This is a genomic window from Streptomyces platensis (assembly GCF_008704855.1).
Classification (GTDB): Bacteria; Actinomycetota; Actinomycetes; order Streptomycetales; family Streptomycetaceae; genus Streptomyces; species Streptomyces platensis.
Window position 1 is genome coordinate 7359977 of the sequence record NZ_CP023691.1, and the last position, 20030, is coordinate 7380006.

Annotated in this window: 21 protein-coding genes and 1 tRNA gene; 13 read left to right on the plus strand and 9 right to left on the minus strand. The window is 72.1% G+C overall.

Translation table 11 applies throughout. The annotated features are described in order from the left end of the window. Positions 1–112 precede the first annotated feature (112 nt). The 6 genes from CP981_RS32550 (at position 113) to CP981_RS32575 (ending at position 5512) form a co-directional block, all read left to right on the plus strand. A complete protein-coding gene (locus tag CP981_RS32550) occupies positions 113–1051 on the plus strand; it encodes a GlxA family transcriptional regulator (protein ID WP_085922526.1) in 939 nt (312 codons plus the stop codon). A 303-nt stretch (positions 1052–1354) separates the two neighbouring features. Further along, positions 1355–3472: a sensor histidine kinase gene (locus CP981_RS32555; protein WP_244329885.1), complete on the plus strand. Its 2118-nt coding sequence runs from the start codon at positions 1355–1357 to the stop codon at positions 3470–3472. Then, positions 3462–3911, plus strand: coding sequence for a roadblock/LC7 domain-containing protein (locus CP981_RS32560; protein ID WP_018088399.1), 450 nt, complete (start codon positions 3462–3464; stop codon positions 3909–3911). The genes CP981_RS32555 and CP981_RS32560 overlap by 11 nt, the downstream gene beginning before the upstream one ends. Before the next feature lie 2 nt (positions 3912–3913). Then, the gene (locus CP981_RS32565; RefSeq protein ID WP_085922525.1) at positions 3914–4312 is read left to right on the plus strand and encodes a DUF742 domain-containing protein; all 399 of its coding nucleotides are present in this window, start codon (positions 3914–3916) and stop codon (positions 4310–4312) included. Further along, a complete protein-coding gene (locus CP981_RS32570) occupies positions 4290–4910 on the plus strand; it encodes a GTP-binding protein (RefSeq protein WP_085922524.1) in 621 nt (206 codons plus the stop codon). Before CP981_RS32565 ends, CP981_RS32570 begins: the two co-directional genes overlap by 23 nt. Next, the gene (locus CP981_RS32575) at positions 4907–5512 is read left to right on the plus strand and encodes a GAF domain-containing protein (RefSeq protein WP_085922523.1); all 606 of its coding nucleotides are present in this window, start codon (positions 4907–4909) and stop codon (positions 5510–5512) included. Before CP981_RS32570 ends, CP981_RS32575 begins: the two co-directional genes overlap by 4 nt. A gap of 117 nt (positions 5513–5629) precedes the next feature. Here the strand turns inward: CP981_RS32575 and CP981_RS32580 are convergent, their stop codons facing one another. Continuing rightward, complete coding sequence (locus tag CP981_RS32580) at positions 5630–6964, minus strand: acyl-CoA dehydrogenase family protein (protein WP_085922522.1); 1335 nt, start codon at positions 6962–6964, stop codon at positions 5630–5632. Between the two features lie 600 nt (positions 6965–7564). On the opposite strand from CP981_RS32580, the gene CP981_RS32585 reads away from it, so the two are divergent. Continuing rightward, positions 7565–8488, plus strand: coding sequence for an alpha/beta fold hydrolase (locus CP981_RS32585; RefSeq protein ID WP_085922521.1), 924 nt, complete (start codon positions 7565–7567; stop codon positions 8486–8488). 48 nt (positions 8489–8536) lie between these two features. On the opposite strand, the gene CP981_RS32590 is transcribed toward CP981_RS32585, so the two are convergent. The 3 genes from CP981_RS32590 to CP981_RS32600 form a co-directional block, all read right to left on the minus strand. Next, the gene (locus tag CP981_RS32590) at positions 8537–9445 is read right to left on the minus strand and encodes a transketolase family protein (RefSeq protein ID WP_085922520.1); all 909 of its coding nucleotides are present in this window, start codon (positions 9443–9445) and stop codon (positions 8537–8539) included. Positions 9446–9497: 52 nt separating this feature from the next. Further along, on the minus strand, positions 9498–10241 hold the full coding sequence (locus CP981_RS32595; RefSeq protein WP_425282182.1) for a transketolase: 744 nt from the start codon (positions 10239–10241) through the stop codon (positions 9498–9500). An 83-nt stretch (positions 10242–10324) separates the two neighbouring features. Further along, the gene (locus CP981_RS32600) at positions 10325–10618 is read right to left on the minus strand and encodes a YiaA/YiaB family inner membrane protein (protein ID WP_085922519.1); all 294 of its coding nucleotides are present in this window, start codon (positions 10616–10618) and stop codon (positions 10325–10327) included. 161 nt (positions 10619–10779) lie between these two features. On the opposite strand from CP981_RS32600, the gene CP981_RS32605 reads away from it, so the two are divergent. The 6 genes from CP981_RS32605 (at position 10780) to CP981_RS32630 (ending at position 16298) form a co-directional block, all read left to right on the plus strand. Further along, positions 10780–10853 (plus strand) — tRNA-Pro (locus tag CP981_RS32605). Positions 10854–11160: 307 nt separating this feature from the next. Then, positions 11161–11649, plus strand: coding sequence for a helix-turn-helix domain-containing protein (locus CP981_RS32610; protein ID WP_085922518.1), 489 nt, complete (start codon positions 11161–11163; stop codon positions 11647–11649). Positions 11650–11728: 79 nt separating this feature from the next. Next, a complete protein-coding gene (locus tag CP981_RS32615) occupies positions 11729–12337 on the plus strand; it encodes a hypothetical protein (RefSeq protein WP_085922752.1) in 609 nt (202 codons plus the stop codon). Continuing rightward, complete coding sequence (locus CP981_RS32620; RefSeq protein ID WP_085922517.1) at positions 12330–13550, plus strand: MAB_1171c family putative transporter; 1221 nt, start codon at positions 12330–12332, stop codon at positions 13548–13550. Before CP981_RS32615 ends, CP981_RS32620 begins: the two co-directional genes overlap by 8 nt. 154 nt (positions 13551–13704) lie before the next feature. After that, the gene (locus CP981_RS32625) at positions 13705–14928 is read left to right on the plus strand and encodes a cytochrome P450 family protein (protein ID WP_085922516.1); all 1224 of its coding nucleotides are present in this window, start codon (positions 13705–13707) and stop codon (positions 14926–14928) included. Positions 14929–15137: 209 nt separating this feature from the next. Beyond that, the gene (locus CP981_RS32630; RefSeq protein ID WP_244329886.1) at positions 15138–16298 is read left to right on the plus strand and encodes a D-alanyl-D-alanine carboxypeptidase family protein; all 1161 of its coding nucleotides are present in this window, start codon (positions 15138–15140) and stop codon (positions 16296–16298) included. Between the two features lie 53 nt (positions 16299–16351). Here CP981_RS32630 and CP981_RS32635 read toward each other — a convergent pair whose 3' ends face one another. The 5 genes from CP981_RS32635 to CP981_RS32655 form a co-directional block, all read right to left on the minus strand. Continuing rightward, positions 16352–16939 (minus strand): DUF309 domain-containing protein, encoded by a 588-nt coding sequence (locus CP981_RS32635; protein ID WP_085922751.1) that lies wholly within the window; start codon positions 16937–16939, stop codon positions 16352–16354. Positions 16940–17184: 245 nt separating this feature from the next. After that, positions 17185–17517: a DUF427 domain-containing protein gene (locus CP981_RS32640; protein WP_085922514.1), complete on the minus strand. Its 333-nt coding sequence runs from the start codon at positions 17515–17517 to the stop codon at positions 17185–17187. A gap of 112 nt (positions 17518–17629) precedes the next feature. Beyond that, positions 17630–18100: a thioesterase family protein gene (locus tag CP981_RS32645; protein ID WP_085922513.1), complete on the minus strand. Its 471-nt coding sequence runs from the start codon at positions 18098–18100 to the stop codon at positions 17630–17632. Next, entirely contained in the window at positions 18097–19068 is a 972-nt protein-coding gene (locus CP981_RS32650; protein WP_085922512.1) for a 3-hydroxyacyl-CoA dehydrogenase NAD-binding domain-containing protein, read from the minus strand. The genes CP981_RS32645 and CP981_RS32650 overlap by 4 nt, the downstream gene beginning before the upstream one ends. Before the next feature lie 61 nt (positions 19069–19129). Continuing rightward, positions 19130–20017: a beta-keto acid cleavage family enzyme gene (locus CP981_RS32655; RefSeq protein ID WP_085922511.1), complete on the minus strand. Its 888-nt coding sequence runs from the start codon at positions 20015–20017 to the stop codon at positions 19130–19132. Positions 20018–20030 lie beyond the last annotated feature (13 nt).

Consider the following 20030-nt stretch of genomic DNA (forward strand, 5'->3'; position numbering starts at 1 on the left):
ATATTGCCAAATACTTCCCGGGCGGCTGACCAGGGGAAATCAGCTGGAGTCCGTCTGGGATGGCCACCTCTTGCCCTCTGGCGGGATTCCGAGGGCCGGGTAATTTACGGCCATGCACACCGTCGCCGTCCTCGCTCTCGACAAGGTGATCCCGTTCGATCTGTCCACGCCGATCGAGGCCTTCACCCGCACCCGCCTTCCGGACGGCCGCGCCGGCTACCAGGTCCGCGTCTGCGCCGAGCGGCCAGAGGTCGACGCCGGCTCGTTCCTGCTGCGGGCGCCATGGGGACTGGACGGGCTGGCGGACGCGGACACCGTCATCGTCCCCGGGACCGCCGACCCGGCCGCGCCCCTCCCGCCCGCCGTCCACGAGGCACTGACCGCGGCCGCCGCCAACGGCACCCGCATCGCCTCCATCTGCACGGGTACTTTCGCGCTGGCCGCCGCCGGCCTGCTCGACGGGCTGCGCGCCACCACCCACTGGATCGCGGCCGGTGAGCTGGCCGCCGCCCACCCGGCCATCGATGTCGACCCGGACGTCCTCTACGTCGACAACGGCCAGCTCCTCACCTCCGCCGGAGCCGCCGCCGGGCTGGACCTGTGTCTGCACCTGATCCGCCGCGACTACGGCTCCGCGGTCGCCGCCGACGCCGCCCGGCTGTCCGTCATGCCGCTCGAACGGGAGGGCGGCCAGGCGCAGTTCATCGTCCAGCCCTACCCGTCCACCCCCCGTGGCTCCGCCCTTGAACCGCTGCTCGCCTGGCTTCAGGACAACGTGGGCCGCGATCTCGCGCTGGCCGATATCGCCGCCCGGGCCGGTATGAGCACCCGCACCCTGATACGGCGCTTCCGCGAACAGACCGGTACCACTCCGCTCCAGTGGCTGCACCGCGCCCGGGTGCGCCAGGCCCAGCATCTGCTGGAAACCACCACGCACTCCGTCGAACGCATCGGCGCGCAAGTCGGTTTCGGTTCACCGACGGCCTTCCGCGACCGCTTCAAACGCACCACCGGCGTCAGCCCCCAGACCTACCGGCGCACCTTCCGCTGAGCGCCCGGCAGCGACCGGCGCCGGGCGGCCGCCGGTGCCTGACGCAGCGTGTCCGGACCGATGCTCCCCGGCGCGCGTCGGGTTCGCGAGCGCCGTTGACGAGCCACCGGAAGGAACCCCCTCGGATGGCTCAACTCTCCCTGAGGGAACGGAGGTTCGGATCGGGTCGCACTGATGTCCGGGCGGCGCCCACTCAGGGAGGTGGCGAGGGGTAGCGAAACCCCGAAGTGGCTCCGGACCCCACCCCGGCAACAACTAGCGTGCGTGCTCCGCGAACTGCCACGGCCGATCCGGAGGGCGCCGATGCCTACCGCATTCCCCCAGGGGACCCAGCTGTCCCAGGAGGCTCAAAGATCCCCCGGGTCCCAGGGTTCCCCGGGGGCCGCCCCCGTACCCGCCGCCCGGCGGCGGGAGCGTGAGGGCGGACGACACGGCCGTGCCGCCTTCCCCGAGTCGGCCGCCGACTCGGCGATACGGTCCCGTCTGGTCAGGCTCGCAGCCGTCCCCTGTCTGCTGGTCGCCGTCCTCTGCACGGCCGTCGCCGCCTTCGTGGTGCAGGCCGGGGGTGCCCGGATCACCGGCCGCGAGTGGGTGGTGCTGTGCGGCGGACTCGCCCTGGTCTGCGTCATCGTGCTGACCGCGGGCTCCGCCGCCAGCTCCGAGGCCCGGGCCACCGTCGCCCGCTACGCCCGGCTGCGCCAGGTCTGCGCCCGCAGCCAGTCCGATCTGTACGACCTCCTGGACCGCGTACGGCAGGGTGAGTGGATCCAGCGCCGCGAGCCCGAACCGGGGCCGGTGCCCACCGGCGACACCCTCGACCTGCTCGCCCATGAGGTGGCCGGCGCGGGCCGGGCCGCCGAGTCCGCCGTCATCGACGCGGTCGCCATCGCCCGCAGCAACGCCAGCGGCAGCGAACAGAAGGTCGAGGTCTTCGTGAACCTCGCCCGCCGGCTGCAATCCCTGGTGCACCGCGAGATCGAGCTGCTGGACGAGCTGGAGAACCAGGTCGAGGACCCCGACCTGCTCAAGGGCCTGTTCCACGTCGACCACCTGGCCACCCGCATCCGCCGGCACGCCGAGAACCTCGCCGTCCTCGGCGGCGCCATCTCGCGCCGCCAGTGGAGCCGTCCGGTGTCCCTGACCGAGGTGCTGCGCTCCTCGATCGCCGAGGTCGAGCAGTACCCGAGGATCAAGCTGGTGCCGCCGATCGAGGGCACCCTGCGCGGCCATGCCGTCGCCGACGTGATCCACCTGCTCGCCGAACTCGTCGAGAACGCCACGATCTACTCCGCCCCGCAGACCCCGGTCCTGCTGCGCGCCCAACTCGTCACCGCCGGACTCGCGGTCGAGGTCGAGGACCGCGGCCTGGGGATGTCCGCGGAAGAGCAGTCGCGGATGAACGGGCTGCTGGCCGACCCCGAACACATCGATGTCGCCGAGCTGTTGAGCGATGGCCGGATCGGGCTCTTCGTGGTCTCCTCGCTCGCCCGGCGGCACGGCATCGTGGTCCGGCTCCAGAGCAATATCTACGGCGGTGTGCAGGCCGTGCTGATCGTGCCCCAGGGGCTGCTCGGCGCGGACTCGGTCAAGGGCGACGCGAACGCGGCGGCGGCACCGACCCCCACCGGATCGCCGGACACCGGCCCGGCCCCCGCGCACGACGTACTTGACGAGGGGACGTACGAGAGCGGATTCCCCCTCGACGACCACAGCGGATTCCCCGGGGACCACAGCGGATACCCCGGCGACCACGCCGTCGCCGCCGACGCCGGGCAGGAGCGGCACGACCGCCATGACCCCGGTCCCGCGGCCTCACGCACGCTCGCCATTCCCGCCCCCGCGCCCGCTCCCGACCACGCGCTCGACATGGCACCGCGCGGCTACGACGGCCGCCCGGACCCGGACCCGGCCCCCGCGGACGCCGATCCCGACTTCGGTGCCACCCGGCGCCGGCTGGTCCGCGCGTCCGGCGCCCACACTCCCGAAGTCCGCCTGCCTGACGCGCACCTGCCCGACGCGCACCCCCACGAGACCCCCGATCCCGCGCCCGCCGACCGTTCCGGCCCAGTCGTGCTGCCGCCCGCCCCGCCCGCCGTGGACAACGCCGCCCGCCCGCGGCTGCCCCGGCGGCACAAGCAGACGCATCTCGTTCCCGAGCTGCGCGGCGATCCGATCCTGCCGTCCACGACACCCCGTACGGGCCCGGAACCCGAGCACGACCCCGGCCTGATGGCCGCCTTCCGACGCGGTTTCAGCCTCGGCGACGACAGCTACGCCGAGGACACCGCAGGCGGCCACGGCATCCTCCCGGCCCAGGGCGGCGACCCCAGCAGCCCGGCCGGCAACGACCTGCTCTACGACCGTGACCACGACGCCCCGATGGCCCGCCCCCGAGGAGACGACCGTAACCATGGTGAGTGATGTGCGTGCGCAGGCGCATTTGCAGCCGCAGGGAGGCCAGCACACCGACCTGTCCTGGCTGCTGACCGGGCTCGTACAGCGGGTGCCGCACGCCCGGAGCGCGCTACTGTTGTCGTCGGACGGCCTGGTCAAGGCCGCCCATGGGTTCGACCCGGACAGCGCCGACCACATGGCCGCCCTGTCCTCCGGCCTCTACTCCCTCGCCCGCAGCGCCGGTGTGCGCTTCGGGGAGGGCGACGACGTCCTCCAGGTCGTCGTCGAGCTGGAGTCCACCTTCCTGTTCGTCTCCACCGCCGGATCGGGCGCCTGTCTGGCCGTGCTCGCCGGCCGGGAGGCCGATGTGGCGGTGCTGGGCTACGAAATGTCGATGCTGGTCAAGAGCGTCCGGCCGTATCTGTCCACCCCCGCACGCCAGCAGGCGCCCGCGGGCGGTCGTTGACCATGACCGTGCGTCGCCTACGGCGGCAGGGCGGGGAGCCGTGGTACGACGACGCGGCCGGCCGGCTGGTCCGTCCGTACACCATCAGTAACGGCCGGACCCGTCCGACGGCGCACTTGGACCTGCTGACCATGGTGATGGCCACCGGCCGGCCGCCCGTCTCCTGCCAGGGCCCCGACTACGCCCAGGTGCTGGGGCTGTGCGGCGGGCCGGTCTCGGTCGCCGAGATCGCCGCCCACATACGGCTGCCCGCCGTGGTCACCAAAGTGCTCCTCGCCGACCTCGTCGACTGCGGGGCGATCACCGCGCGGGCCCCCGCAGCCGTTTCGGCAGGGCCCGCGTCCCGTACCGACCGAGCCCTGCTGGAGGCGGTGCTGAATGGACTTCGCAAACGACTGTGAGCCCCGAACCCAGGGGGATTCCGCGGCCGACCTCTTCCCCACCGCGCTCAAGATCCTGGTCGCGGGTGGCTTCGGGGTCGGCAAGACCACCTTCGTCAGGGCGGTGAGCGAGATCGAGCCGCTCAGCACGGAGGAACTCCTCACCCAGATCAGCGTGGGGACGGACGATCTGGCCGGCGTCGAGGAGAAGAGCACCACCACCGTCGCCATGGACTTCGGCCGGATCACCCTCGATGCGGCGCACGTCCTCTACCTCTTCGGGACGCCGGGGCAGCAGCGCTTCTGGTTCATGTGGGACGAGTTGTCCAACGGCGCGCTCGGCGCGGTCATCCTCGCCGACACCCGGCGCCTGGACCAGTGCTTCGCCGCCGTCGACTTCTTCGAGCGGCGCGGCATCCAGTTCATCGTCGCCGTCAACGAGTTCGAGGGCTCCTACCGCTACGACCCGGACGAGGTCCGCAGCGCCATAGATGTCTCCCCGGACATTCCCATCGTGCTCTGCGACGCCCGCCGGGGCGGCTCGGCCACCCAAGTCCTGGTTTCGCTCGTCCAGCATCTGCTCACCCCCGCCCTCGCCGCGACCCCGGAGCTGCCATGAACCACCCCGCCTCCCGCGTCCCGTACATCTCCTACGACCCGACGCGCCATCTGCTGCTCACCCCGCAGGACGACGAGGCGCCGGCGCGCGTCGCCCGGCTGCGGGCCCTGGGGATCGGCGAGTCCCCGCTGCCCGCGTTCGACGAGTTCGCGCGCAAGCTCGCCCGGACCACCCGGGCGCCCTACTCGATGGTCAACTTCATCGACGAGCGGCGGCAGTACTTCGCCGGTCTCTACACGCCCTCCCAGGACCAGGCCGTCGAGCTGGGACCGGCGCCCGCCAGTGCCCAGCCGGGCCGGGTGATGGACCGGGACCACGGCTACTGCCCGCATGTCATCGTCCGCCGCAAGGCCCTGGTGCTGGAGGACGTCTGCGACTATCCGCGGTTCGCCGGCAACCCCGTCGTCGATGAGATCGGCATCCGCTCCTACCTCGGTGCGCCGCTGATCGACCGTACGGGGACGGCGCTGGGCACCGTCTGTGTCGTGGACCTCGAACCGCGGCCCTGGGGGCGGGAGGGGCTGGAGACCATCAAGTCGATGGCCGCCGAACTCGTCGAGCAGATCCACCGGATGGAGAAGCAACAGAGCGGCGCGCTCTGACGCGGCCCCGACTCCCGGCCCCGGTGTCCGGCGGACGGCCTTTGTGCCGGACGGCGGGCCCGGGGCCGCGGCATGGGCCCTGACCCGGCCGCCGCGGGTCGGGTCAGGGCCGGCCGCTCACCTCGGCCGGGCGAACCAGGCGGGCCGGCACGTCGGTCCGGTGCGCTGGCCCGGCACCGTGGGCGTGGGGTCCTCGGGCCGTACCGTGACGGGCGGGTCCGCGGGGGCCTCGTCGGCGGCCTCGTCCTCGTCGGGCCATTCCGAAGGCTCCAGCCGCAGCAGATCCGCGAGCCGGCTGGACCAGTCGCCCTGCGCCCGGCCCAGGGCGAGTTCGCCCAGGCGCAGCAGCTGGATGTCAGAGGTGCCGGCCGGCGCGAAGATGTGGTGGGCGTCGCGCAAGAAACGTTCCACCGGCCGGTCGGTGAACAGCCCGCACGCGGCGTGGATGTCCATCGCGTCACGCGCCGACTCCAGCGCCGATTCCACATTGACCAGCTTGGCGTTCATCAGCTCCGCGTCGCACGGCAGGCCCTGGTCCAGCAGATGCACCGCGTGGTACGCGGACAGCCGGCCCAGCAGCAGCCGTGACTGGATGCGCCCGAGCTTCAGCTTGATGTTGCCCAGGTCGGCCAGCGGTTTGCCGTAGCGCTGCCGCTCGGTGCAGAACTTCGTCGTCTCGTCCAGCACCGCCTGGTGGATGCCCAGTGACACGGCGGTCAGATTGGGGCGTCCGTAGAGCACGCTGGAGGAGTAGGCGACCGCCAGTCCGTCGCCCTCCCGGCCCAGCAGATTCGCCGCCGGGACCCGGCAGTTGTCGAAGAACAGCTCACCGAAGCTGAAGCCGTGCAGGCCCATCGCGGGCTGCTGCGGCCCGACCCGGAAGCCGGGGGTGTCGGACTCCACGAGGAACGCCGAGAGGCCCTTGGAGCCCTCACCCGTGCGGACCACGACGCCGTGCAGATCGCCGACATGGCTGTTGCCGACGTAGATCTTCCGGCCGTTGAGGACATAGTCGTCGCCGTCGCGGACCGCGGTGGAGGACATACCCAGCACATGGCCGCCGGACTGCGGTTCGGTGACCGCGATGGTCGGCAGGCAGTCGCCGGAGGCTATGGCCGGCAGCCAGGTCTTCTTCTGCTCCTCGCTGCCGAAGTGGACGATCTTCGCGACGCCCAGCTGGGACGCCTGCACCATGGCGCCCATCGCGGCACTCACCCGCGAGAGCTCCTCGATGATCAGAGTCTTGGCGACATGCCCGGCGCCCATCCCTCCGTAGGCGCGGTGCACGGTTGCGCCTATCCACCCCTGACGGGCGATCAGACGAGACAGCTCATGGCAGACGGAACGGCTCGCCTCCATCTCGGCAATCCGGGGGCGGACCTCGCTCTCGGCGAAGTCCCGCACCCGGTGCCGGAGCGCCTCATGTCTCTGGTCCGTGAAATAGCGATGCAAGACGAGTCCCTCCTTCGCGATCTTCCCCGCGCTGGTCGCACCCCGCCTTGGGACGGCACCGGCGGTGCCGTCTCCAGCGAACGTTCCGGAAAGTGATCTTTCGCTTACCCCGTGCAATACCCGTTGGCATACCTACTGCGGGGCGCATGAAACATCAACTGGGTGTGTTCGGACGCGGAGTTGAAGCGCGAAGTACACGCGCACCACCCCCCGCGCCGCAACGACCGTGGCGCCGTCCCGAGGCCCCCGGCACCGCGCCACCCCACGCCTCCCGGGCGCTGCGGCGGGGGCGACTGGGAAGGAAGCGCCGGCGGACCTGCCGGGCCGACAGGGTCGACCGACTGCGGCCAACCGGGCAGCCGGTGGAACTCATCGACCCGCCCGAGCCCGGCGCTGCGCACGCGGCAGGAATCGCGGCGCGGGAGGCCCGCCTTCAGCCGGAGGGCGTACCCCTGACCGTTAGTACGCGCGAACGCGGAAGGCTCGCCGAAGCTGCCTTGTTCTCCGCCACGCGCGCCCCATGGCGCACTGCCGCCCGGCGCGGAAGAGTGGGCGGCGACGACTCGTCAGCCACCGCCCCGGCAGTCAGGAGACGACGCCATGCAGGCCATGCAGCAGGACTTCCACCAGGCTCCGGACGGCGCCCGGATCGCCACCTACACCTGGCTCCCGGAGTCCGGCCACCCGCGTGCCCTCGTCCAGATCGCCCACGGCGCCGCGGAACACGGCCGGCGCTATGACCGCTTCGCGCGCTTTCTGGCCGGCCACGGCTATGCCGTCATCGCCTCCGACCACCGCGGCCACGGCGCCACCGCCGCCACCACCGGCGGCCGCGGGGTGGTCGGCGAGGACGCCTGGCGGGCGATCGTCAGCGACCTCAAGGGCATCGGCGATCACGCGGCCGCCGGCCACCCCGGCCTCCCGCTGGTGCTGCTCGGCCACAGCATGGGCGCGATGCTGGCCCGCGACTACGCCCAGGAGTACGGCGCCGACCTCGCCGGGCTGATCCTCACCGGTACCTTCCGCACCCTGCCCGGCTTGGACATCGACGGTGCCCTCGCCGGGCTGGAGGAGGAGATCGCCGAGCGCGGCCGCAGCGCGCTCTCCGCCTTCATCCCGCGCACCTTCAGCTCCTTCAATGACGCCTTCACCCACCGCACCGGCTACGAATGGCTCTCCCGCGACGCGGCCGAGGTGGATGCCTATGTCGCCGACGAGGACTGCGGCTTCGCTTTCTCCGCCGGCCTCGCCGCCGACTGGGTGGGCGCCATCCGCAAGATCAACGACCCGGACAACCTCGCCCGTGTGCCGCGCGGCCTGCCGGTCCATGTCGCCGTGGGTGAGCTGGACCCCTGCCACCAGGGGATGACCCTGGTCCATGAACTCCTGGAGGACTTCCGCTATGTGGGCACCCGCGATCTGACGTGGAAGGCCTATCCGGACGCCCGCCACGAGATCCTCAACGAGACCAACCGCGAGGAGGTCCAGGACGACCTGCTGGCCTGGCTCGACAAGCACATCTGAGCCGCCGGGCCCCCGCCGGACCCCCCGCCCCGGTACCCCTCGGGCCGGTCAGGCCCGTCCCGTCAGGAACCCGGTGATCCGCTCGCGCAGGCCGCGCGGATCGAGGCCGTGTGCCGCCAGGTGCTCGTCGAGCTGGCCGTAGCGGCGCAGCTCCTGGCGGCCGACGCCGAGCCCCAGCAGCCGGTGCGGCCGGTCCTCCAGCGCCTCGGCCGCCGGCCGCGTCGAGGTCCCCGCGAGATACGGCTCCACGATCACCACATCCGAGGTACCGGCGGCGTCGGCCGCGGCACGCAGTGTGGCGGCGTCGAAGGGCCGCACGGTCGTCGCGTAGAGCACGGTCAGCGGCAGCCCCTCGGTCGCGGCGAGCACGCTGTCCAGCATCGGGCCGACGGCGATCACCACCCCGCCGCGTCCCTCCCGTACGGTCCGGAAGCGGGCCCCGTCCACCGACCGGGGCGCGGCGTTGCTCTGCATGGACAGCCGGACATAGACCTTGTCGTCACCGGCCGCCGCGGCGTGCCGCAGCAGCGTCTCGGCCTCGTCGGGGTGCCCGGGAACGTGCACGGTCCAGCCGTCGAGTGTGTCCAGCAGCGCCACGTCGCCGGGCGCCATATGGGTGAAGCCGCCGCTCGGCCAGTCGTAGGAGGCCCCGGCGCTCACCAGCACACCGCCCACGCCCTGGTGGCCGAGGTCCAGCTTCAGCTGCTCGAAGGGGCGCTCCACCAGGAAGCTGGCGAAGGTGTGCATGATCGGGCGGAGCCCGGTGAGCGCCATCCCGCCGCCCACACCGATCAGCAACTGCTCCCGGATGCCGACGTTCACCACCCGGTCCGGATGTCGTTGTTCCGCTTCGGCGAAGCCGGCCGCCCCGATGTCGGCGAGGACGAGTGCCAGCCGCGGGTCCTCCGCCAGCATCCGCGAGGTGACCGAGGTGAAGCGCTCACGCATGGTGTCCATCACTGAAACCCTCTCGAAGTCTTGGTCGTATACGGGAAGACGGGGCGGCCGCTCAGGCGCCCTTGGGCTCGACACGGGCGATCACCGCATGCGGACGGCCCGGATGCGGCGTACTGAAGGCCGCGTACAGCGCCTCGTGGTCGCGGCCGTCCACGGTGGCCGCGGACCACCCCGCGGCCTCGAAGCGGGAGGCGATCCCGCCGCGCCACCCATGAGTGGCGGAGGCGTTGTCGATGACCAGGGTGTGCAGCCGGTCCAGGCCCGCGGCGGCCGCGTAGGCCAGGGCCTCGTGATTACTGCCCTCGTCCAGTTCGGCGTCGCCGATCAGCACCCATACGGCCGGTCCGGGCCGGCCCTGCGCCCGCAGACCGAGGGCGGTGCCGACGGCCAGCGGCAGCCCGTGGCCCAGCGAGCCGCTGCCGATCTCGGCGCCGGGCACCAGCATCCGGTCGGGGTGGTGGCCGAGCGGTGAGTCGTACGAGCCGAAGCCCGGCAGCCACTCGGTGGGGAAGAAGCCCTTGGCGGCCAGCACCGCGTAGTAGGCCATCGGGCCATGGCCCTTGGAGAGCAGAAAACGGTCCCGGTCCGGGGCCGTGACGGTGCCGGGGGAGACCCGCAGCACCCGGTCGTAGAGGACCCAGAGGGCGTCGAGCGTGGAGGTGGCGGCCGGACCGTGCTTCTCATCGCCCGTCATCAGGCTCATCAGGTCCGGCAGTTCGGCGAAACCGATGCGGTCGCCGTGCGGAGCGGACCCCGCCGGGGTGCCCGCCGTAGGGGCTGTCGTCAGATGCGTCATACGACAGAGCCTGCAACCTCAAGCGCGCTTGAGGTCAAGCGTGGGGCTGCGGGCCGGAAGATCCACGGCCCGCGGCCGCCGGGTCAGACCTGCCCCGGCTTGAAGACGTCCTGCTCGATGAGGAGCTTGTCGATCCGGGCCTTGTCCACCCGGTTCGTCACCTCCTCGACCTCCTGGCGGTCGCGCACGCACTTCGCCAGCGTGAACGCCGAGGACACCACGAAAATCAGCCCGAGGGCGAGAAAACCGCGCTCCCACGGCCCCACCGGCAGCTTGATGATCCCGATCACCAGCGCCACCAGCGACAGCCCGAAGGAGATCGCGGCCTGTACGAAGAAGGCCGTGGTCGTCGGCCGCTGAATCGATGGAGTAGTCATGCGCGTAGCGTGGCGGCACCGTGACACCGGCGCATGAGTACAGCTACTCATCTCGCACCCGCCGCCCCGCCGCGAGACGGGAAAGTGGCAGCCCCCACCCTCTGACATGCGGTATTGTTCTCGTGCGCGGTCAGCCGGGACATCCCGGCCGGATCGGGCACCGGGACGTGGCGCAGCTTGGTAGCGCACTTGACTGGGGGTCAAGGGGTCGCAGGTTCAAATCCTGTCGTCCCGACGGTGCGAAAAGGCCCGTCGGCCGGGAGAAATCCCGAGCCGGCGGGTCTTTTGCTGTGCCGTGGTGTGTCCCGTCGCTGGATGCGCCGCCTGCTGTCGGGCAGCCGCGCTCCGTGGAGCCCCCGCATGACAGGTCTCCCGTGACGCTCCGTACGGCCTGTGCCTTCATCGCTCAACTCCCGGTTAAGTCCAGCGATCCCTACTGTCCGTAAGTGGACTGGTGCACCGCGTTCCTGGCGTGTCAGGATGAGCGGGTGGTGACGGAGCCTTAACTGTTCGTTGGGCTCAATCGACGGGGGACGGTAGACATGAACGTGGGGGGAGAAAGCCGGTCCAAGGGGGCGGGCAGTGTGCTCGCGGAGCGGCTGAACCATCTCTTCGCCAACATGCATCCGCCGGGGGCCCCGTACACCAACGCCTTTGTGGCCGAGGAGATCAGCGGGGGAGCGGAGGAGTACGGCGGGGTCAAGGTCACCGAGCAGTATCTGTCGATGCTGCGCAACGGTAGGCGTACGAACCCGAGCCCGGAGCTGCTGCGCGCGCTGGCCAAGTTCTTTGCCGTGCCGGTCGGTTATCTGCTGGGGGACCTCTCGCAGCCGCAGGCCGCGCGGGTGGAGGAAGAGGTCCGTTTCCTGGCCGCGATGCGGGACCAGCGGGTGCGCGCGATCGCGCTGCGCTCCGTCGGGCTGCCGCCGGAGGTGCAGGACAGTCTGACGACGATCATCTCCCAGTTCCGGCAGCAGATGAACCTGCCGGCCGATCCGCCGGAGCAGGGCGGTGACCGACGCGGTGAGTGAACCGATGCGGACCGCTGAGCGCGGCCAGATCTTCTCTTCCTGGCAGCGGGTCGGAGACGAGGACGGGACGAGCATGCGAGTGGGGCAGATGCGCAGGCGGTGCAAGCGGCTCATCAAGGAGCTGGCGCTGCCGGCCACAACCGATCTGCGCGGGATGTGCGACATCGTCGCCGCGCGGGTGGCGCGGCCCGTCCATCTGGTGCCGATGAGCCTGGGCGGGGTGGTCTCGGGGATGACGGCCGTCACCGACGACGACTACTGGGTCTTCTACGAGCTCAAGACCTCACCGTGGCACCAGGCGCACATCGTGCTGCACGAGCTGAGCCACCTCCTGCTGGGACACGGCCAGGATCCGGCGGTCACCGAGGACGCGCTGAAGCTGTGGACGCCGTCCGTCGATGTCGCCACCGCCATGCGGCGGATGGGCCTGACCATGGGCTTCGCCCGGCATCACGGCTATGACAACCTCGCCGAGCGGGAGACCGAAGTGCTCGGCACGCTCCTGATGGAGCGAGTGGCGCCGTCCGCGGCCGAACGTGCCCTGCCCCTGGAGGGCCAGGCGGCCGAGCTGGCCGCGGCGCTCGGGCCCGCGCTCCAGCACATCCGGCGGCAGGAGACCCCGGCCGGGGACGAGCGGCCCGACGGCGCGGGAGCGGGCGCGGCGCAGGACGGGGGCCCGCGTGTTTGACGTCATCTATCTGTCGTTCGGCGTCGCCGCCTGGGCGATCGTCGGGTACAAATCCGTCGCGTGGTTCCGGGACCGCAGCAACGCGGACCTGGGACTGGCCTGTGTGATGACCGGCGGGGTGGCGACGGTCTTCCTCTTCTCCGCGCCCAGCGTCTACCGCGCCTTCGACCGGCTGACGGGCGTGGCCAACCTCGCCATGGTCTTCCTCTACTCCTCCGTCGTGGTGTTCGCCGCCGGTGCGCTGGTGCTGCTGCTGCGCTGGACGGGGGGCGAGGGCGCGGACGCGCGGGCCCGTGTCCGGCGCCGGGCGCGCATCGCCGTCGCGAGTGTGGCCGCGCTGTGGGCGGTGGCGATCTGCGGCTTCGCGGTCGGCCGGCCGGACGCCGTCGAGCACCCCCGCGACTTCAGCACCGCCTACACCGACTCCCCGGGCGTCATGCTCTTCCTGGTGCTGTATCTGGCCATTTTCGGACTGAGCTCGGCGGCCCTGGGGACCCTCTGCCCCCGCTACGCCGCACAACTCGGCGGCACCCACCTGGCGCGCGGTCTGCGGGTACTGGCCGCGGGCTGCTGGCTCGGCCTGGTCTACTGCGCCTGCAAGGTCATCGGCTTCGTCCTGTCCTGGACGGGCCACCCGGCACTGTGGCTCTCCAACGGCGTGGCCCCGTTGAGCGCCTCGGTCGCGGCGCTGATGGTCCTCGCCGGGTTCGCGCTGCCCGCGGCCGGCCCCCGGGTCGCCGCCTGGCGCCGACTGCGCCGGCTCTCCCCGCTCTGGCGGACCGTCACCGCACAGACCCCCGAGGTCACGATGGGCTCCCCGGCGTGGTCCGTACGCTGGCCGTTCGCCGACCTGGAGTGGCGGGCCAACCGGCAGATGGCCGAGATCCGGGACGTACAGCGCGGTATCCGCCGCCATGTGGAGTCCGACGCCGTCGACATCGCCCGCGAGCGGGCCCGCGCGGTCGCCCTCGACGACCGGCAGCTGGCCGCCGTCGCGGAGGCCGCCGCGCTCCGCCGTGGCCTGGAGAACCGGGCGGTGGGCCATGTCCCCGACCACGGCGCCGACAGCGTGGTGGTCGCCAATGGCACCGACCCGGCCGAACTCGCCGCCGAATACGAGCACTTGGCACTGGTCGCGGATGTCTACCACTCACCGCTGATCGACACCGTGCTCACCGAACTGCGCCAGCGGAGCTCGGTGGCGCACGGCTGAAGAAGCGCCACAGACGGGGTGGCCCGGCACGGGGGTCCGGGCCGCCCGAACCACCCGGGCGGCACCGGCCCATGAGACCGGTGCCGCCCTCGGGGCCGCCTTCGGATGGCGTGCGCCGGACGGGAGGTGGGGGAGACGCCCTAGGGTCGGGCCCATGCAGAACACCGCCGAGACCGGCCCCGACGCCCCCATCGATATGACGCCCCTGCTCGACGATCCGTACGCCGCCTACGCCGCGCTGCGGGACGCCGGACCGGTGCACCGGATCACCGGAGCCGACGGGCACCCCGCCTGGCTGGTGACCCGCTACGACGACGTCCGCCGCGCCCTCGCCGACCCCCGGCTCTCCCTGGACAAGCGGCATGCCACGCCCAACGGTTACCGCGGTTTCGCGCTGCCGCCCGCGCTGGACGCGAATCTGCTGAACATGGACCCGCCGGACCACACCAGGGTGCGCCGGCTGGTGGTCAAGGCCTTCACCACGGGCCGGGTCGAGGCGTTGCGCGCGCCCGCACGGCGGATCGCCGACGAACTGCTGGACGCGATGGCGGAGCGCGGCCGTGCGGAGCTGATCGCCGACTACGCCGGGCCGCTGTCGATCGCCGTGATCTGCGACTTGCTGGGCATCCCGCACCGTGACCGCCCCGATTTCCTGGCCTGGTCGGACGCCCTCATCACCCCGGACCCGAGCCGGCCGGAGCTGATGAAGGAGGCGATCGGGGCGATGCTGAAGTTCTACACCGGTCTGATCGCCGCCAAGCGCGCGGAGCCGGGCGACGATCTGCTCTCGGATCTGATCGCGGTGCGCGACGAGGCGGCCCCCGGCGAGGAGGACGACCGGCTCACCGAGGACGAACTGACCTCGCTCGCCTTCCTCATCCTCTTCGCCGGATACGAGAGCACGGCCCATCTCATCGGCAATGCGGTGCTCGCCCTGCTCGACCACCCGGACCAGCTCGGGGAGTTGCAGCGCAATCCGGCCGAACTGCCGACGGCCGTGGAGGAGTTCCTCCGCTTCGACAACCCGTATCCGGTGGCGATCCGCCGCTTCCCCATGGAGGACATGGAGATCGGTGGCGTACGGATCCCGGCCGGGGAGAGTGTGCTGCTGTCGATCGCGTCCGCGAACCGCGACCCCGCACGCTTCCCCGAACCGGACGCGCTGGACCGCGGCCGGGACCTCTCCGGGCACCTCGGGATGGGGCACGGCATCCATCACTGCCTCGGCGCCGCCCTGGCCCGGCTGGAGGTCGTCACCGCGCTCGAAGCGCTTCTCGGCCGCTTCCCGGAGCTGCGACTGGCCGTCCCGCGTGGTGATTTGCGGCATCGTCGGGCGCTGCGGGCGCGTGGCCTGATTTCGCTGCCCGTCGCCTGGTAATCGGCAAACGAACAAGTTTTTGAGGCGTAACCGTTCGCTCATGCGGTAGAAAGGTTCCTGAGACCCGCCCGGTGTGCATCCCCCGTCGCACCGGGCGGGTCCTTCTTTGCACCTGTTGCAATTGCGACACGCCCGGTGGTTCGGCGCGGCCCTGAGCCGTCTGGCTCAACCGCGCTGCGGTCCGCGGCACCCCTTCTTAGCGTGGCGGCATGGCAATTGACGCGCGTGTGTCCAGGAAGGCCGGTGCGGTGGCGCTGATCGCTGCCGCCGGTGTGTCGCTGACGTCCATACCGGCCGCAGCCAACGGGGCGACGGCCCGTCAGCCCGCCGCCGGAGTGCAGGCGCCCACCGACCCCGGCACGGCGAGGCTGCCCAGCGGCCTGAGCGCGCTGTCCTGGATGGTGGCCGACGCAGACACCGGCAACGTGCTGGCCGCGAAGAGCCCGCACCGCAAGCTCGCCCCGGCCAGCACCCTCAAGACGCTGTTCGCGGTCACCGTCCTGCCGAAGTTCTCGGCCGGCACGGTGCGCCGGGTCAGCTCCGCCGACCTCGCGGGGGTCGGGGCCGGCAGCAGTGTCGTCGGCGTCCGGCAGGGCCGCCGCTACACCGTCGGCGACCTGTGGCGCGGGGTCTTCCTGCGCTCCGGCAACGACGCGGTGCATGTACTGGCCGCGATGAACGGCGGCTGGCGGACCACGGCGGAGGAGATGCAGGAGACCGCCCGGAAGCTCGGCGCACGCGACACCACCGTCAAGTCCCCGGACGGTTATGACGCGCCCGGTCAGGTGTCCTCCGCCCACGACCTGACCGTCTTCGCCCGCGCCGGGCTCGCCAACGAGGACTTCGCCCGCTACTGCGCCACCACCCGCGCCACGTTCCCCGGCGCGGGCGGCGCCACGCAGATCGAGAACACCAACCGTCTGCTGGCGGGCTCGCACGGGATGCCCCGCTACCCCGGCATCATCGGCGTCAAGAACGGCTACACCAGCAAGGCCGGCAACACCCTGATCGCCGCCGCGCGCCGCAACGGCCGTACCCTCCTGGTCACCGTCCTGAACCCCCAGTCGCAGGCGTACAACGGCGTCTACAAGGAAGCCGCTGCCCTGCTGGACTGGGGCTTCCGCACCGCCGGCACGGCCCAGCCGGTGGGCACCCTGCACGCCGTACGCGCCACCGACGACGGCGCCGGCCCGATGCGCCCGGTGGCTGCCGAGGTCACCGAAGCGGCAGCCCGCGTCGGCTCCCCCTGGCGCACCACCCTCGTCCTCGGGGCGGGCGGCGCCGGCGTCGCGGCACTCGGCCTGGGCCCCCTGCTCGCCAGGTGGCGGCAGGCCCGCGGCCGCGGTGGACGGAGGGGAGGGGCGGCGTAGGCCCATCGGGGCCAGGCCCCGGCCCTGATCATCCCCGGTGGGGCGGTTTTCGGTCAGGTCTCCCGTCGCCGCAGCCGGGGTGCGGTCTCCGCCGCCGGGACGGCCCCGGAGCCGGTCAGACGCCCGGTCAGTTCCTGGGCCCAGGCCATGAGTCCCGTGATGTCGATCCCGTAGGGGGCGGTCTCCGCGTACGGCGCGATGGCCGTCGCGCCCCGGTCGAGCAGCGTCGCGCCGCCCGCCGTGTTGCCGCGTGCCGCATGGGTGAGTCCCACCGCGAGCTGGGCGAGTCCCCGCCACAGCTCGCGCTCCGCCTCCGGCGCCGCCTTCCAGGCGTCCTCCAGGACCTCATGGGCATGGAACGGCATCCCGTCGTCGAGCAGCCGCTGCGCCTCGGTCAGCGACTCCGCGGGCGTCCGGGGTACGCCCTCGGGCTGCCGGGCCACACCGGGGGAGCCGTACGGCAGCGGCCGGCCGAGCCCGTCACGCGGGCGGGCGTTACGGGCCCGCCCTTCCTCGTCACGGTCCCGGCGGCGCGGGGCGGAGGGGGCGGGGCCGCTGGGATTCCCGGTCGGGGTCGGGGGCGGGGTTGGCGTCGGGGCCCCACAGTGCTCGCAGACCGCACTGCCGGGCCGTTCTCTGATCCGGCCGCAGGCGTCACACACCTGGTCCAGCCAGCAGGCCGGATCGCCGCCTTCGTCGACCGCCCGGTGCGGGGCGGACGGGCGGGGCGTGAGGGGCCGGTCGTCGGGGCTGTCCGCGTCGTTCACGCTTCGATTGTGCGCCGTGCGGGCGGGTGCGCGTCGCCGGGGGGCGGGCGCGCTGCCGTACCGGCGGCGCCCAGCAATTGTTAGGCTTCCTTCCTATTTCCCGCCGGGGCTGCCGCCGGTCAGACCAACTCGGCCGCGTAGAAGCAGAAATGGTCCTTGATCCGGGCGACCTCGGGATGCGGCTCGGGGTAGGCCCAGACGATGTCCTCCGGACCGCCGGTGAGCGACCAGTAGGAGGCGGTGCCCTTGAAGGGGCAGACGGTATGCGTCCCGGACGGGGTGAGCAGCTCGGTGCGTACGTCCTCGGGAGGGAGGTAGTAGCGCACCGGGTAGCCGGTCTCGGAGAGCAGCAGCGGGCGGCGGCTCTCGGCGATCAGCTGTCCGCCGATCTCGACGCGTACGTGGTCGGTGCCTGCTTCGACGTCGATGCGGTGGCCTCGGGTGGTGCTCATGGTCACTTCCCTTCGGTGGGCGGGGGAGGTGGCTCCCTCCCGGTCCAGCATCGCACCGGGAGGGAGCGGGGGCGGGCGCGACGACGCGACGCCCGCCCCGCCCGTCGCCGTCTCACACCTCGCGAATACCCCGCCCCGCCCACGCCGGCGCCGGAGCGATGAGGCCGGTGAGGCGCACGCGGGCCGTTGTGGGCAGCGGCGCCGAGCGGCCGGTGGCCCGGTCGATGTGCAGGGCGAACAGTTCCTCGGTGGCCGCCGGTTCGCCGGAGGGGTCCCCGGCGAACATCTCGTGGAGGAAGCGGAGCTTCTTGCCGTCCACGCCCAACACGGTCGTACGGACGGACAGTTGGCTGTCGCGGGCGACCTCGCGGAGATAGCGGACATGGGCCTCGACCGTGTACAGGGAGCAGCCGGTGCGCTCCCGGTAGGCGGCGTCGAGGCCGGCCGCGTCCATCAGGGCGTCGGTCGCGAAGCCGAAGATCAGGACGTAGTAGGCCTCGCTGAGATGGCCGTTGTAGTCGATCCACTCGTCCCGGACCGTTTGGCGGAAGAGGGGCGGACCGCCCGTGGTGTGGTCGGTCATCGGCGAGTGCTCCCCAGCCGGCCCGTGGCGCGGAGAACGTCGATGACGCCCTGGTCGCGCGCCGCGACCAGATCCGCGTACGTACGGTCGCCCGCGGCCTCCCGGCAGCCGTCGACCATGGCGTCGCGCAGTGCACGGTCCAGCTCGGGCGCCTCCAGACGGGTCCACGGCGACTTCAGGGACGGGCCGAAGTGGTCGAGCATATGGGCCATCCCGCCCTCGCCGCCGGCCAGCGCGAAGGTCAGGCAGGGGCCCATGAACGCCCAGCGCAGGCCGGGTCCTTCGGTGATCGAGGCGTCGATGTCCTCGACTGTGGCCTCGCCGTTGGCGACCATGTGGAGCGCCTCGCGCCAGAGTGCCTCCTGGAGGCGGTTGGCGATGAAGCCGGGCAGCTCGCGGTCCATGGTGATCACGGACTTGCCGGCCACGCCGTAGAAACGGGACGCCCAGGCGACGGCCCCGGGGTCCGTCTGCTCGCCACCGACGACCTCCACCAGCGGGATGAGGTACGGCGGGTTGAAGGGGTGGCCGACGACGAGGCGGCCGGCGTTCTCCGCTTCCGTCTGCATATCGGTCATCGGGTAGCCCGAGGTGGAGGAGGCGATGACCACGCCCGGCCGGGTGGCGGCGGCCAGCTCGGCGAGCAGGGAGCGCTTCAACTCCAGCTGCTCGGGGGCGCTTTCCTGGACGAAGTCGGCGTCGGCGACCGCCTCGGCGAGGGTGGGGGCGAGCGTGAGCCGGTCCTGCGAGGCGCCGTCGGCCAGGCCTATCTGTTCCAGCGCGGGCCAGGCGGCGGCCACCAGGCGGCGCAGCCGGTCCCCGGCGTCCGCGGCCGGGTCCCAGGCGGTGACGTCGTAGCCGCGGGCGAGGAAGTGGGCGACCCAGCCGCCGCCGATCACTCCGGCGCCGATACAGGCGACGCGGCGTACGTCCTCGGGTGCGCAGGGGGCAGGGGTGTTTTCCGGCATGGGGCAGCGGCTCCAGAGGGTGGGCGGAGAGGGCGGGGAAACGGGGGCGTGCGCCCGCGGGTCAGGTGCGGGGCTTCAGGCCCAGGAGGGCACGGGCCCGGTCGGGGGTGGCGACCGTGGCGCCGAGCAACTCGGTGATCTGGACGGCGCGTTCGACGAGCTGCCCATTCGTGGCCCGGACGCCCTTGCTGAGGTACAGGTTGTCCTCCAGGCCCACCCGTACATGCCCGCCGAGCAGGATCGACTGGGCGACCCACGGCATCTGCATCCGGCCGAGCGCGAAGCTCGCCCACCGGGCGCCCTCGGGCAGCATGTGCACCATCGACTGAAGTACCCCCGGGTCGGCCGGTGCGCCCCACGGGATGCCCATGCACAGCTGGAAGACGGTCGGGTCGTCCAGCAGCCCCTCGGCGAGCAGCTGCTTGGCGAACCACAGCTGACCGGTGTCGAAGATCTCCAACTCGGGCCGTACGCCGAGCTCCTGGATGCGCTTCGCGCCCGCCCGCAGCATGTCGGGGGTGGAGACATAGAGGTTGGAGCCGTCGCCGAAGTTGAGCGAGCCGCAGTCCAGGGTGCAGATGTCGGGCAGCAGTTCCTCCACGTGCGGCAGCCGCTCCAGGCCGCTCACCAGGTCCGTACCGGGCAGCTGCCGGAGCGGCCGGTCGGGGTCGATCACCAGGTCGCCGCCCATACCGGCGGTGAGGTTGATGACGACGTCGGTGCCGGTCTCCTTGATCCGCCCGACCACCTCGGCGTACAGCCGCGGGTCGCGCGACGGCTCGCCGGTCTCCGGGTCACGGACATGGATGTGCACCACCGCGGCGCCCGCGGCCGCCGCCTCGACGGCCGACGCGGCGATCTGCTCGGGCGTCACGGGGACGTGCGGGGAGCGGCGGACGGTGTCGCCGGCGCCGGTGAGCGCGCAGGTGATGATGACCTCGTGGTTCACGGGGGTCCCTTCT

Excerpts from the sequence above, each read along its gene's own strand:
- CP981_RS32570 (WP_085922524.1), top strand. The coding sequence starts at position 4,290 with ATGGACTTCGCAAACGACTGTGAGCCCCGAACCCAGGGGGATTCCGCG.
- CP981_RS32555 (WP_244329885.1), top strand. The coding sequence starts at position 1,355 with ATGCCTACCGCATTCCCCCAGGGGACCCAGCTGTCCCAGGAGGCTCAA.
- CP981_RS32640 (WP_085922514.1), bottom strand. The coding sequence starts at position 17,517 with ATGAGCACCACCCGAGGCCACCGCATCGACGTCGAAGCAGGCACCGAC.
- CP981_RS32610 (WP_085922518.1), top strand. The coding sequence starts at position 11,161 with ATGAACGTGGGGGGAGAAAGCCGGTCCAAGGGGGCGGGCAGTGTGCTC.
- CP981_RS32645 (WP_085922513.1), bottom strand. The coding sequence starts at position 18,100 with ATGACCGACCACACCACGGGCGGTCCGCCCCTCTTCCGCCAAACGGTC.
- CP981_RS32625 (WP_085922516.1), top strand. The coding sequence starts at position 13,705 with ATGCAGAACACCGCCGAGACCGGCCCCGACGCCCCCATCGATATGACG.
- CP981_RS32550 (WP_085922526.1), top strand. The coding sequence starts at position 113 with ATGCACACCGTCGCCGTCCTCGCTCTCGACAAGGTGATCCCGTTCGAT.
- CP981_RS32585 (WP_085922521.1), top strand. The coding sequence starts at position 7,565 with ATGCAGGCCATGCAGCAGGACTTCCACCAGGCTCCGGACGGCGCCCGG.
- CP981_RS32560 (WP_018088399.1), top strand. The coding sequence starts at position 3,462 with ATGGTGAGTGATGTGCGTGCGCAGGCGCATTTGCAGCCGCAGGGAGGC.
- CP981_RS32650 (WP_085922512.1), bottom strand. The coding sequence starts at position 19,068 with ATGCCGGAAAACACCCCTGCCCCCTGCGCACCCGAGGACGTACGCCGC.
- CP981_RS32590 (WP_085922520.1), bottom strand. The coding sequence starts at position 9,445 with ATGGACACCATGCGTGAGCGCTTCACCTCGGTCACCTCGCGGATGCTG.
- CP981_RS32565 (WP_085922525.1), top strand. The coding sequence starts at position 3,914 with ATGACCGTGCGTCGCCTACGGCGGCAGGGCGGGGAGCCGTGGTACGAC.
- CP981_RS32600 (WP_085922519.1), bottom strand. The coding sequence starts at position 10,618 with ATGACTACTCCATCGATTCAGCGGCCGACGACCACGGCCTTCTTCGTA.
- CP981_RS32630 (WP_244329886.1), top strand. The coding sequence starts at position 15,138 with ATGGCAATTGACGCGCGTGTGTCCAGGAAGGCCGGTGCGGTGGCGCTG.
- CP981_RS32595 (WP_425282182.1), bottom strand. The coding sequence starts at position 10,241 with ATGACGCATCTGACGACAGCCCCTACGGCGGGCACCCCGGCGGGGTCC.
- CP981_RS32575 (WP_085922523.1), top strand. The coding sequence starts at position 4,907 with ATGAACCACCCCGCCTCCCGCGTCCCGTACATCTCCTACGACCCGACG.